This is a genomic window from Desulfosporosinus nitroreducens (genome assembly GCF_023897015.1).
Taxonomy (GTDB): Bacteria; Bacillota; Desulfitobacteriia; order Desulfitobacteriales; family Desulfitobacteriaceae; genus Desulfosporosinus; species Desulfosporosinus nitroreducens.
This window is the reverse complement of the sequence record NZ_JAMHFY010000027.1, coordinates 35,195-48,054: the sequence shown is the minus strand read 5'-3', so window position 1 is coordinate 48,054 and position 12,860 is coordinate 35,195. Positions and strand designations below refer to the sequence as shown.

Annotated in this window: 16 protein-coding genes and 1 pseudogene; 15 read left to right on the top strand and 2 right to left on the bottom strand. The window is 41.3% G+C overall.

Translation table 11 applies throughout. The features are described 5' to 3' along the window. The first annotated feature begins 234 nt into the window (after positions 1-234). The 10 genes from M8E35_RS21635 (at position 235) to M8E35_RS21590 (ending at position 8,111) form a co-directional block, all read left to right on the top strand. Positions 235-924, top strand: coding sequence for a hypothetical protein (locus M8E35_RS21635; RefSeq protein ID WP_252472382.1), 690 nt, complete (start codon positions 235-237; stop codon positions 922-924). Positions 925-1,226: 302 nt separating this feature from the next. Continuing rightward, a complete protein-coding gene (locus tag M8E35_RS21630; protein WP_252472380.1) occupies positions 1,227-2,426 on the top strand; it encodes an RNA-guided endonuclease InsQ/TnpB family protein in 1,200 nt (399 codons plus the stop codon). A gap of 241 nt (positions 2,427-2,667) precedes the next feature. Beyond that, the gene (locus tag M8E35_RS21625) at positions 2,668-3,105 is read left to right on the top strand and encodes a LysE family transporter (RefSeq protein ID WP_252472378.1); all 438 of its coding nucleotides are present in this window, start codon (positions 2,668-2,670) and stop codon (positions 3,103-3,105) included. Positions 3,106-3,283: 178 nt separating this feature from the next. Further along, positions 3,284-4,192: a hypothetical protein gene (locus tag M8E35_RS21620; protein ID WP_252472368.1), complete on the top strand. Its 909-nt coding sequence runs from the start codon at positions 3,284-3,286 to the stop codon at positions 4,190-4,192. Positions 4,193-4,285: 93 nt separating this feature from the next. Then, entirely contained in the window at positions 4,286-4,486 is a 201-nt protein-coding gene (locus M8E35_RS21615) for a DUF8691 family protein (protein WP_092334678.1), read from the top strand. A 31-nt stretch (positions 4,487-4,517) separates the two neighbouring features. Beyond that, positions 4,518-4,724: a hypothetical protein gene (locus M8E35_RS21610; protein ID WP_252472366.1), complete on the top strand. Its 207-nt coding sequence runs from the start codon at positions 4,518-4,520 to the stop codon at positions 4,722-4,724. Positions 4,725-4,799: 75 nt separating this feature from the next. Then, positions 4,800-5,033, top strand: a complete 234-nt coding sequence (locus M8E35_RS21605) for a hypothetical protein (RefSeq protein WP_252472356.1) — start codon at positions 4,800-4,802, stop codon at positions 5,031-5,033. Beyond that, entirely contained in the window at positions 5,033-5,206 is a 174-nt protein-coding gene (locus M8E35_RS21600) for a hypothetical protein (protein WP_309446493.1), read from the top strand. Before M8E35_RS21605 ends, M8E35_RS21600 begins: the two co-directional genes overlap by 1 nt. A 488-nt stretch (positions 5,207-5,694) precedes the next feature. Then, a complete protein-coding gene (locus tag M8E35_RS21595) occupies positions 5,695-6,072 on the top strand; it encodes a BlaI/MecI/CopY family transcriptional regulator (protein ID WP_252472354.1) in 378 nt (125 codons plus the stop codon). A 2-nt stretch (positions 6,073-6,074) separates the two neighbouring features. Beyond that, positions 6,075-8,111, top strand: coding sequence for a M56 family metallopeptidase (locus M8E35_RS21590; protein ID WP_252472353.1), 2,037 nt, complete (start codon positions 6,075-6,077; stop codon positions 8,109-8,111). Between the two features lie 317 nt (positions 8,112-8,428). Here the strand turns inward: M8E35_RS21590 and M8E35_RS21585 are convergent, their stop codons facing one another. Continuing rightward, complete coding sequence (locus M8E35_RS21585) at positions 8,429-9,208, bottom strand: methyltransferase domain-containing protein (protein ID WP_252472351.1); 780 nt, start codon at positions 9,206-9,208, stop codon at positions 8,429-8,431. Positions 9,209-9,397: 189 nt separating this feature from the next. Here M8E35_RS21585 and M8E35_RS21580 point away from each other — a divergent pair, with 189 nt between their 5' ends. The 3 genes and pseudogenes from M8E35_RS21580 (at position 9,398) to M8E35_RS21570 (ending at position 10,946) form a co-directional block, all read left to right on the top strand. Continuing rightward, positions 9,398-9,622, top strand: a complete 225-nt coding sequence (locus M8E35_RS21580) for a hypothetical protein (RefSeq protein ID WP_252472349.1) — start codon at positions 9,398-9,400, stop codon at positions 9,620-9,622. Positions 9,623-9,847: 225 nt separating this feature from the next. Beyond that, a pseudogene (locus M8E35_RS21575) lies at positions 9,848-10,397 on the top strand (N-6 DNA methylase); the annotation flags it as partial. A gap of 300 nt (positions 10,398-10,697) precedes the next feature. Further along, positions 10,698-10,946, top strand: coding sequence for a hypothetical protein (locus M8E35_RS21570; protein WP_252472347.1), 249 nt, complete (start codon positions 10,698-10,700; stop codon positions 10,944-10,946). A gap of 31 nt (positions 10,947-10,977) precedes the next feature. Here M8E35_RS21570 and M8E35_RS21565 read toward each other — a convergent pair whose 3' ends face one another. Beyond that, complete coding sequence (locus M8E35_RS21565; protein ID WP_252472345.1) at positions 10,978-11,355, bottom strand: hotdog domain-containing protein; 378 nt, start codon at positions 11,353-11,355, stop codon at positions 10,978-10,980. Between the two features lie 367 nt (positions 11,356-11,722). Between M8E35_RS21565 and M8E35_RS21560 the strand changes: the two genes are divergently transcribed. Then, entirely contained in the window at positions 11,723-11,923 is a 201-nt protein-coding gene (locus M8E35_RS21560; protein WP_252472344.1) for a hypothetical protein, read from the top strand. Between the two features lie 312 nt (positions 11,924-12,235). Further along, a complete protein-coding gene (locus M8E35_RS21555) occupies positions 12,236-12,496 on the top strand; it encodes a type II toxin-antitoxin system Phd/YefM family antitoxin (RefSeq protein WP_252472342.1) in 261 nt (86 codons plus the stop codon). Positions 12,497-12,860: the final 364 nt, after the last annotated feature.

The window sequence follows — 12,860 nt, the reverse complement described above, 5'->3', positions numbered from 1 at the left end:
TACATACGGGATAAAAGGTAATTCAGTCGTTAAAGTCAATTGGCATTGAGCAGTATAACTTTGGAAGCAGGCCTTTGATTTCCCTTTGAATATGATGACCCGATAACTTCGGCATTTGAGTTTGTTGTTTAATGAGGTATGACGAAAGGTAATTACCAAGAATTGTAGAATAAGATATAGAATTGAAAGCATATTGATTGGTTTTTCTTAGAGACTGTTGAGGAGGAATATGATATGGACAAAGATTACAAAGGATTGTTAAAATACTCAGGTCTTATTTTCATATCAGTTTTGCTAACCTCTAAACTACCGCGTGATTCTTATTCAGTCATCCAATACATTATTAGGCCGATAAGATTTGAACATTCTGTTCTCTACCTTTCGGGGGTAATTCCATTAGCAATGCTTTTTATTGGAATAAAGGGATTGAATAAATTAAAATGGTTTGCAGGAAAGAGTAAGTTACTGATATTTATCATGGTAATTGCTTTTGTAATACCGATTATGCGAAGCTCAGTAGATTTTGTGAAAATCACTTATTTTAGAGGGATGGATAATGAACTAAGGTCAATCGATTTCAAAGATACAGACATCAAAATTAGCGAGATAAAAGCAAATGAAGCTACAATAAATGTGAGACTTTCATTAACTGATTACGGGCGAGATATGAGTAAGTTTAAGGTAAGAATGTATTTGCCGGATTCCTTGGCGAATTATTTTAATGAAGACTTTCTCGAATTTGAGGAATTATACAAAACTTATGGTCATCAACATGAATTAAACATTGATAAAAAGATTAAGGTGCAATTAGCAAACGGTACAACTATTAACGACATAAGTGATACTGATTGGGATTGGGACACCTTCAAGTATGAATTATATAATGACTCAAGCTCCACCGAATTAACTTACCATGGGATTTGAGCTGTTTTTTTAAGCGAATCTTATTCCATATCTTGCGGTTGTCGTTGAAAATAAGCAGGGTCGCAATAACGTCCTATACGTTCAGTAAACTAAAACGCTATACTTCATTAAAGTATCATTTTAAGGAGATATCTTTGATGAACACTGCAGCTTTTTTAGCTTACTGCTTTATCATCGCGCGGCGAGAAGACTCCCATCCTCTATAGGTGGTGAGATGAATCGCCGCCCCAAAGTATTACCGGAACACCTGTTCCAAAACTGTTCTTCCTGTGGTAAAATAAGGGTATAGAACATTGGAGGGGGTGTTCAAAATAATCCGAGTCTTAAAGACAACGTTCCATACTACTAAAGACAACATAGAACGTCTCTTTGCCTGTAATCGCACATCTGCTCATGTTTGGAATGACTGTTTAGGATTGGCCAAAGAGCATTTTCAAAAAAACGGTAACTGGATTGACCGAGGGACGTTGCATTTAGCAACCAAAGGTCAATACCCAGTCCACAGTCAGTCCATACAGGCGGTATACGAAAAATACATTGATGCTAGAGAAAATGCCCATAAAGCAAGGGCATTGGGATTCACCCAAATTCGGTACCCTTACAAAGAAAAAAAGCATTTCAATACTAAATGGAAAAAAGATGGGTTTCGGGTTGGCGAAAACGGAAAAATCGAGTTAAGTTTGGGGCTTTTCAGTGGTAAACGTCAAAAACCTATAGTGGTTCGAGTAAAGGATTTGCCCTCCGGCAAAATTAAGGAGATTGAACTTGTCTATGACCGGGGTCTGCGGTTAGCTATAGCCTATGATGACGGCATAACTCCAAAAGAAAATGATAATCTTGGTATTGCGGCAATAGACCTGGGTGAGATCCACACCATAGCTTCAGTTTGTGATAATGGTCAAGGAGTGATCATTAACGGTCGGAAGATCCGAAGTCTCAAACGATTACGTAATAAGAAAATGAAGGAACTACAAAAGAAGATAGCCAAATGTCAAAAAGGTTCTCGTCAATGGAAAAAGTACCGGCGAGCTTTGTACTACGTCTTGGGTAAGAGTGATGCCCAGTTGACAGATGCCCTTCACAAAACCACCCGTAAATTCGCAAATTGGTGTCTGGAAAATAAAGTAAAGGGAGTCGTTGTAGGCAACATGGAGGGTGTACAACGAAATACTTCTCCCAAAAAGAAAAAGAACAAGCGCAAACGTTCCCGTAAATATAATCAAAAGATGTCTCAATGGCAATTTGGTCGAACCACAACCTACCTGAAATACAAATTGGCAGCCGAGGGAATAAGTCTACAAAAAGTCGATGAATCCTATACAACACAAACGTGTCCCGTTTGTGGGAGGAGAAAGAAAACATCCTCTAGGAATTACAGTTGTACTTGCGGATATCAGGAACACCGGGATATCCACGGAGCGAAGAACATCTTGAGCAAATACAAATATGGGAAGTTCCGGGAAATATCATTGGATCAACAAAAGTATCTACGGATCGCCTAAAGCGGGAGGTAGTAGATGCCATGAACCTGGCCCGTATGCAACAATTGCATATAGTTGCCGGCCTTACCGAAATAATGTACTCGCGCCTCGGGTGAGGTATCTCTAAGCGAGATGCCATTGAGACATACATTTTGGGCTTGCCGGAAGCCCCTACCTCTAATGTTGTGTAGGTGGGGGAGGTTCACTGTAACCTTTACACCGGGCCCAACCAATATCGTTATTCTGTCAACGGTCCAAAACTATGGCCCGAAAAAAGCCTGAATATGCAGCTGGTGCGGCGCTGGCCTTTGGATTATTGCATATTCTCTCGGTGACCTTCAATAGTGTATTATTTGAGGCACTCCCCAAAATTAAACTGGTCATGGGCGGAGTAGGGGCGGTTTACATGCTTTATTTGGCCTGGAAACTATCTAAAATGGATGTATCTGCTGCTGAAACTACTGCTGAAACTGACCAAGTCGGAATCTCATTTAAGGAAGGATTTTTGATGCAATTCATCAATCCGCGTGTTATTTGTATTGACGGTTATTTCAAATTTCATAATGCCTTATTATTCATCCCTTTTTCACCGGGCTTTGTTCGTTTTAATTATTACAATAATAGGATTAGCGGCTTTTGTTTCATGGGTCATTTTTGGGGAGATACTCAAATATTTTTTGCGCACTTATCAATTGAATAATGAGCTGTTGTTTAAAATGCCGGAGCCAAGAGAAATCTTGGCTCTGGCATTTTAACGGGCGTTTAACCAGAGTGCCCCCTAGCCGGTGCCAATCCCTACTCTCGGATCATCGTAAACCCTACTTTCGAGAGGGTTCCTAAGGGTTTAAAAAGTGTATAAATAAAAATGGGGATATGAGGTGAAATTAGTGCTTTCTTTAGCAAAACTATTGAAGAAGGTTCTGGCAGTCTTAGTTCTGATTGCCATGGTAATGTCTGCGTATATGCTTTGGGCACGCCCTTATCAGCTTAATTGGGGTGCAACGGAATTGGAATTGAATCAGGCCATGCCGGGAGATCACTTAGATCCCCAGCCGGAATTCTTCGCGACTCGGGGGATTACCATCTCAGGTACGCCGGAGGAAATCTGGCCTTGGCTGCTGCAGATGGGATATGGTCGAGCCGGGTATTATGGCTATGATATTGTGGAAAACCTCGGAAGTCCGCGAGGGATTCGCAGTGCCGACCACATCTTGCCGGAGTTTCAAGAATTTAAAATTGGAGATGAGGTGCCGATTAGTTCAGTTGCCCGTATGGTCTTTTATGCTATTGAACCCAACCAATACCTGATTTGGACGGGAACGAATCAAAAGGGTAGTTTTCTCTGGGCATTATATCCTATGGATGATAAGCAGACTCGTTTAATCAGCCGTATTCGCTGGTCATTTCATTGGACAGAGCCGGGCTTACTTTCTCTGGATTTATTCACAGAATTCACCGACTATCTGGCAGTCCGGGAAATTTTGCAGGGGGTAAAGGGCAGGGTAGAAAAGCAAAGCGAACCAATGGCCAGGCAAAACATCGAAGTTGCAATCTATGTGCTGACTGCTCTGACCTTTCTGGTCACTTCATTATCCTTGCTCATTCGCCGACTAACCTTGAAGCGTTGGCTGACAGGATTAGCCACAGGGGTGGTCTGGCTGGTAACTTGGTTTTTACCTTTGCCGATTTGGGTGGGAGTTTGCTTGGAAGTTCTGGTATTCTGGACACTCTTTAATCTTCGGGACTTTTTGACGAAAAGATGTAAACTAAATGACAATACCATTTAAATAGGAAGATTAAATTTGGAGTTCATAACTGGGCAATTACTCTTCTGATTTGAAAGGGTTTGGAAATGGTGCTGAGGAGGTGGGGATGAGCAGATGGAATATTACGAGATAATAGTCAATGGCCACCTAGATCCGCGTCGGGCAGATTGGTTTGCGGGACTTGAGATCACCCAACTTTCAGGAGGGAAAAGCCGTCTGGCAGGGGAAGTAGCAGATCAAGCCGCTTTACACGGCATCTTAAATAGAGTTAGAGATATGGGCTTACAGTTGCTGGCGGTAAAACGGCAGGATTGACATACAACTACAAACTATTGAGGGTGAAAAAATGAGAATTATTACTATCATAATGTCTTCATTATCGGGGCTTTTATTACTAGCTGTCTTAATTTGTGGACTCTGGATAAAAACTCAGAAAGCTACTATGGCAGTACCTGATGATGCGATTAACTTTCACATTAATCTGGGAGTGGTCACCGTAGTAATTACGCTTTTGACCATAGGTATGCTTTACTTCAAGGCTATGCGTAGTTGAAACTGTAAATTAGTTATGCTAACAAGTTTGGGCTGTCCTGCTGGACAGCTTTTTGTCGTTTAGGAAAGTATAGATTTGCTGCCTGTTCCATCCGAAGCCCGTTTGCGTATACTGAAATTAGGGCTTGCTAACCCAACTCCCTTTTTTCCTTTCAGGCAACCGGAATCTCAGGATTTTTCTGACTTAATATCCAACTCGGACTTTGAGCAATCCCGCAAGGGTGATGTAGGGAAGCATCTTTGTCCAAACCGAGAGGCCAAATGGTGCACCGGTGCACCATTTGATCCCGGCGCACAGCCGGCAGGCTGATGCAGATCTTCGAAGAATATGGAGATCAACTGTTTACTTCCGGTGATGACGGCAGCAGGTCAAATTCGCCGACGTCGGCGAATTTGACCTGCTGCCAGGCCCTTTTCCTCCGGGGATTCAGGGAGATGAGCGGGTCGAGGCTTTGGGCCGCCAAAAGGAAGCAATCGGCTTGATGAAAGAAGCGGTAGACTTTGCGGCCCCGTGAAGTGGCATGTTAAAAACATCTTCGGCAAGCTGGGGGTGGGGAGCCGCACTCAGGCAGCGGCTCAGGCCCGGCGTTGGGGGCTTTTAAAACAAGGTGATCTCTAATCACAAATTTTTATAGTTTTTTATTTTTGCTTCATCACGATCCATTGTTCAGGCAGGCCTTTGCTATCTTTAACAAAGATGGAGTTCCTTGAATACTTGAAGGTTTTGTATATTTGATTGACAACGCAGGCATTAGTATTGGTGATCTTTTCTAGGGTGTTTGTATTTCTAAATTAGTAGCCAGCGACTCATTAGGAGCATTTAAAGCCAGACTTTTTTGACAGTCTGGCTTTGTAAACGTTGGCTTTTATTTCGCTTTCAGTTTACTTATCAGGATGTAAAAGGAGATTGACAATTATAACTACAAGTGTAATAATGACTACAAAAGTAAACGGAAGAATGGAGGAAACATATGGCTGAGACACCGAAAATATCTGATGCTGAGTGGGAAGTTATGAAAATAGTTTGGTCAAGAAATTCTCCTCTTACCGCCAACGAAATTGTTGATGCCTTAGAAGGCATAGCGGAATGGAAGCCTAACACAGTAAAATCATTAATCACAAGGTTGGTGAAGAAAAAGGCTCTGGGTTATAAGGAAAAGCGCAGGATCTATTTGTACTATTCCTTGGTTAGTGAGACTGAGTGCATTAGGTCAGAGACCCAATCTTTTGTCAGCCGGGTTTTGGGCGGGGCATTTAAACCGCTGTTAGTTACCTTTCTTCAGGAAGAGGAATTATCGAAGGATGATATTGAAGAGCTGAAACGCATCCTGGAAGAAAGGAGGGAGTGATAGTGCCGCCAATTCATCTGGATTATCTTAGCTTCTTTGATTGGGTCTGGAGTGCTTCGGTAAAGGTAAGCTTCCTGGTAATTCTTCTACTGCTTGTGAAATTAGTGGTGAAGAACCGAATCGGAGCCCGTTTGCACTACTGGTTATGGGTTGCTGTTTTTGTCAGTTTGCTTGTACCATGGGCTCCCCAAAGTTCATTGAGCATTTACAATCTTACCAACTTGGATATACAAAAACCGGCTTCTCTCCAAGGAGGGACGGAAATGCCTTCACGTCTTTCCGCAGCAGGCGTTGGAATTAGTGATCAAGAAAAGGTTGATAGCTTAAATCAAATTGCCGCGGCTCTAAAGCCGAGTGTATTACATAATATGGGCGAACCCCAGAATGCTCTGGCCAACTACCGGTTCATTCACCGGCTTTTATTCTTCCTTTGGCTAATAGGGGTTGCTGTTTTGTTCATGATTACCGGCTTAATCAATAGAAGATTTACGATAAATATTCAAGGCCTGCCTGTAGTTGATGCCAATTTAGTCTCTGCCTATATAAGAGCCAAGAACAAACTAAACATCAAGGCCGAAGTTCCTTTAATTCAAACGAAGATAATCACAAGCCCATCGCTCTACGGATTATTCCGTCCCAAACTTTTAGTGCCGGTTGGCCTTTTAGAGGAATTCAACCCTGAGCAGCTTAATCATGTCTTTACGCATGAGTTAAATCATTTCAAATCTAAAGACCTATTGGTAAACTGGTTGACCCAAGGTTTGCTTATACTCCATTGGTTTAACCCTCTGCTTTGGTACGCTTTGCTAAAATTGCGGGAAGATCAGGAAATTGCCTGCGATTATTTGACGATTGAAAAGATGGGAATTGACGACCCTGAGGAATATGCCTTTACGCTGCTCAAGCTAGCAGAGAGCAACTTGAAAGTATCAGGAATTGTCAGTGTGACAAGTTTGTTGGGTACACAGTCACAGATAAGGAGAAGAATCGGAATGATAAAAGATTTTCGTAAAGTACCTTTAAAGTGGGCTTTATTTGTTATTCCAGTCGTAGCTGTTTTGGTATGGGTAACATTGACCAATGCTAAGGTGAGCACTTCCGGTACAGTTGGCAAAGTGGCTGCCGTGACAAATGGCCAAGCGGGTGAGGCTATAACTCAGTCTGATCAATCTTCTTCTGTGCCTGAGGGAGGCTTTAATTACCGGCAATATCTGCCCTTCACCCCCTTACTGCCGAGCTACACTGCCGGCTACGAGCTTACCTCTTCGCAGATCAGCAGCAACCAAAACATGCCTCCGGACAACACTTCCGGTGTAGGGTACTTAGCTGCCTATGGCAGCCACGCAGCATTTACAATCTCAGAAGGGCCCTACAAAGGGATAGAGCCTAATATTTCGGATTACTCTACAAAAACCCAAATTCAAATAGGTGATTTGCCGGCAACATTATACGTCAGAGAGATTGGAGATGCCTTTATTCGATTTACAAAAGATGGTGTGGGGTATACTGCCAGAAATATAATCGGCGGGGGCATTTCAATCGAGGAGTTAAAGAAAATCTGTGCCAGTATAGCAGTTCCGGCTGAAAATCCGCCTTCAGACATTTATATAGGAAAAGGGGGCACTTCGGCTACAGATGGGTTAAGCTTTAAGACTATCCAAGCAGGGGATGTAGTCATTCCCCAGGGATATAAATTCGATATGCAAAATTCTATGATCTATATTCAAGGGGACAAAAAGACAGAAACCTTTTCGTTATACCATACGAATACGAAAGGAACATCAACACCTTTCATTAATGTACAGATGATCAAAGGAGATCACCCGTGGTTCGCTCCAGTGGCAACGCCGGACTCAACATTTGATACGAAACAAATTGACGGAATTGACGTTAAACTGCGTAAAAACTATAATGATCGTCTGCCGGCTGCTGTATTTCAAATTAGCAGCGGTTTAAGATTTGAGATTGCTTCGACGGAATCGCAAGGGATTATCGAGACTATGGTGAAATCGATTGTGCAAGCTTATGCCAAGCAGTAGGGACTAATCGTCAGTAAAGTTGGGAGGAAAAATGGACTATAATCAGGGAAAGGTGATCCCGCCGGAAAAGCGAACTCAAGGAGCGAAAATTTTTGGAAAATAAGCATGAGGCTCAGGCAGGGCAGCCTTCCGGGAAGTCGTTGCGGAAGTGGGCGACGAGGTTTTGCGAAATTGCCCGTTTTGACGGGAATTAAGCTAGCTTACTGAAAGACGGAAAAGCCCAAACCTCCAAACCTCCCTTTCTCCATGAAAGCTGCCGCTGTCTCTGCCGATGGTATGTTATAGAGTCTGTTATCGATGCCGCCAATCATGATAGCTCAAGCCTGCAATGTTCCCCAGATACCAAAGGTCATATCCCTCACAAAAACTGCATCTGCATTTTGCCGTTCACCGTTCAGTCTTTCTTCCAATAAATCAATATCGATTTCTTTTTGATTAGCAGTACCCGATTGGATGATCCGGGGCAGCATCATCTTTACGACCCACGCAAGATCGCTGCCTGTTTCAGGTGTTTGTAAAACGGCTTCCGCCCTTACCTGGGCAATCGTTAATCCAGCCTGCTTAAATACGCAATATAGATTTAAGCCAATATGAACATTACCGCCTTCTTTTGCCACGGTATCCCAAATCCACGCTTGAGCTTGTGTATGTAGCGGTAAATCCATATTCTTAAATGATCCCATTGAATCGCTCTCCTGAAAAACAACCAACCCATTTGTTTTCAGGTAGGGCAGAAGACTCTTAACACTGTGAGTTGCATCTGGTTGATACATCAGAACTCTGCGTCCGATAATCGCATCAAACCGCCCAATGTTTTGCGGCAACCCGCTAATTTCAGCCTTAATAAATTTTGCATTAATGATGCGCCTTTCGACAGCGGCATTTCGAGCTATGTCAAGTGCTGCCTCGTTTGTATCAAAGCCAATTACTTCACCGTCATCGCCCACAATTTCTGCTGCCAATAAAGTTACATCTCCGGAACCGCAGCCTACATCCAGTATCCGGAACCCTTTTTTAATACCTGCATCCATTAAAAGCCGATAAGTAAAATCTTCGCGCTGATTTATCATAAATGCCTTCAATCCCTTCTCATTCATTTACTCGCTCGTTTATAATAATAAGAAATATCGCTTAAATATTCAAATGCCCCTTTGAGACGGCATTCATTGTAGCAGAGCATGACGTATTGACTACAGGTAAAGCAATCCATGTTCGGCTCTATTGTGTTCTTGTCCTAAATTACTCTAGGGTACCATGACTAATCTAATTAAGAAGGGAGAATCTTCATGTTGTTAGTTACAGCAATTTTGTTTCTTGCAATCGGTTTATGGTGTGTACTAAAACCAGAAATCGTTGGAATGTTTGATGGGTTTAAAATCAAACCCTCAACTAATCAGTATTATCATAATTACATTAAACGTTATGGTCTGGCCTTATTTATAGTAGGAGTTGGCACGTTAGTGTATGGTTTGCTAACGATTATTTTGGGGAAAAGTGGCTTGTTGTTTTAATCAATCTTGTTTGAATGCCTGATCTTATTTTTTAGGATAGCCAAACTCTTCATGGGTATTTAACGCCGAGGCAATTTGTGCGGAACGGTACTTCAGGCTAAGGAGGTATTGGAAAGACTTGGTGTATTGGATGGGAAGTCAGAACAAGGGAAAGATGGACCCTATGAAATGAACAATTTTTTGTGTTTATTCCCTCTAATAAAGGGGTTTGCGTTGAAATCATAGGCAGATTATGCATTCATTTTACACAGTTTGTATCACCTGAATGATACGGGAACAATGGCGATTGTACTGCCATGGTGTCTTGTTCCGTGGTGCGGCAGAAGGTGCGATCCGTCAAACCATAATTGAGAAAAACTACCTTGATACAGTGATAGGGTTACCTGCCAACTTGTTTTACGGTGTATCCATCCCAACTACGATTTTAGTATTCAAGAAAAATCGTAAAACAAAAGATATCTTGTTAATCGATGCAAGCAACGAATTTGAAAAAGGTAAGAATCAAAATAAACTTACTGATAAAAACATCAATAAGATTATTGCAACTTACAAAAATCGTGTGGATGTTGATAAATACGCTCACGTGGCAGCACTTGAAGAAATCAAAGAAAACGAGTTTCACTTAAATATTCCTCGCTATGTAGATACGTCTGAAGAAGAACAAGCCATTGATCTTGATGAAGTGAATAAGCAATTAGAGCAAGATAAACAAGAAATTGCGGAGCTTGAAGCTAAGATCAATGAACAGTTGAGAATTTTGGGTATTAATGTGTAGGAATTGAAAGAGTCAAGGATATTGTTTCTTGACTCTTTTTCATTGATAATCCGTTTTAGTGAAAAATACTCTTCAACCAAGGAACCGGTAGGTTCTCACAACATCATTTTTGTCTACTCAAGGCATGTTGAGAGTATAATTTTGATGACGAATAGTGGTTTAAAGGAAAAATGAGGCGAGTCAACCACTATATGTTGTGGTTTTAGAGCAAAAAGCGGACGAATTTTTAGGCAAAAACAGCGATTTGGAGATATGCACGATTATCATCTTTGGGATTTTCGTTTTTTAGGTGGAATAAGGGTGCCACTTGAAAATTCGTGCAATTGCCGCCAAGGGGATGCCAGTGGGATGCGGCATCTTTTTTTCTTTGATGGAAAGAGCTTCAATCCTTTGGATTTTACTCTCCAGGCGGAAAAGCCGTTAAAGAAGGCCCGACACCGCAAAGAACAGTATAAAAAATTGCGCAATCCCAAATCTTCTGGAGCCAACGTATCTCGGTGCTTGCGAAATAGAGAACGCAAAAGAGGTCTAATGATTGATACTCATTAGACCTGCTCAACACAAGTGTTTGAAGGCTAAACTAATCACGGATAATCCCGTAACTGTTTCCAACAAGCACTTCTTTACCGTGTTGATTTTTGTAAAAGGATTTCATTGCAACTTCAGTGAAGCCTTCCTTTTTGTCGGCTTTCGTGATAGTTAGTTCACATGTAATTGTGTCTCCTGAAAAGACAGGGCGAATGAACTTACTGACCATCTCTCGTGCGATATAATTTAAGTCACCGCCGATTTTTGTTCCGACAGAAGCAGTGAGCAACCCTTGTGCCATGAGTCTACCTTGGTCATCTCTCTCAATATGGTGGCTTCCCTTATCTCCAGTTAGTTCTCCAAACTGCAATATTTCTTGTTCTGTAAAAGTTTTTTGATAAGCAAAAACATCGCCTACTTTTAAATTCATAAAACCCATCTCCCAATCGACTATTTATTTGATTTTAATTATATAAAAATTCTGACTTATTGAATATGCATTGGTAGAATTTTTGTTAACTAGAATAAGAGAACTTTACAAAATTCTTAAACTGTGAGGCATTGGCAGTTAACCCCTTCAGTCTGCCACTCAGCCTTATGTTGAAATCATTGTCATCTATGGTAATTTTCACATCGACGACTTTGTCTTTGGGAAACACTGTTTCGTCGAGGATAGCGTTAATTGGAAGGAATGTGCAGATGAGATGTGGAAATCTATATACAACGACATCTAGCTATTATTGAGTGTTTAAAATTATTAAGTTATACAGAAATTTAGGGTTGAGGGGGGAGGATCAATGATTTTGAAAATCATAGGTCTTTTGTTTTTGGGATTCGTATTACATTTAGCTACAATTCTGTTGTCTCGTCATGTTGACCCAGTTGACGAATCAAATGCAGTAGTACGATATTTGGCTTCAATTGTGATTATGGGATTTAATATTCTTAAGGTTTTCATTCTATTTGCCATTGTTTTGCTGGTAATTAATATACACTAGTTTGTAAACTAGATTTTCGCGGTATTAAGGGGTGAGAATTTGGTTTTTAAAAAGTATTAGATTATTATCGTATTGCATGGCGGGAAGCACTGCACCCCCAGCGGAGAAATAATACCTTGCCAATGATGTAGGAGCCGATACTTTGAATTCAAGTTTTCTGAATTTGAGATTAGCACTGAAAGATATTTTGTTTTCCAGAGCAAAAGAAAGTCGCCAAATTCCCGTCTATATAATTATGAAATGACGTGAAAGGCATTTTGTTGTTAAATGAGCATAATAGCGATAGAATAATCAAAAGAGGGAGCGAGTGTTATGCCACAGATCAGACCTATTACAGACCTTAGAAAAACTTACGAAATTTCTGACCTGTGCCATGCGAAAAACGAGCCTATCTTCATCACTAAAAACGGTTATGGCGATTTAGTTGTAATGAGCATCGAAACCTACGAAGCAATGCTTGATGAAAACGAGATTGATAGAGAGATTGCAAAGGCAGAGGCAGAGTATCGTGCTGGCGGCAAATTAATGGATGCCAAAGAAGCGCTCAGCACTCTGCGGAGAAAACATTTTTGATATTGACGAAGCGAAAGAGCAGGTTGTTATTGTGACTATTAGATATTCGAAAGGTCAGTTTTAGGGTCAGGAGCAGTTCAGCCCTCATCGTTTTGACGTTTAGGGTTGAGATAATCTCATCTTTGACAGTTAAAAATTATAAAAAGCTTGAAAGCCCTCGCATTTGCAAGGTGTTCAAGCTTTTTTTTATGACCCTTCGCGAAACGACAAGTTTCGCCGAGTACAAACTCTGGACGGTGGATATCGTACAAGCTTGCGGCTGCTGAGAAAATCAGTACGATTGGAAGAGGATTAAGACTCTGCAGTGGGTAACTTGTTTCCGAATTGTAATATGGATTGTCAGGAAGAGATATTTTTAGTATAA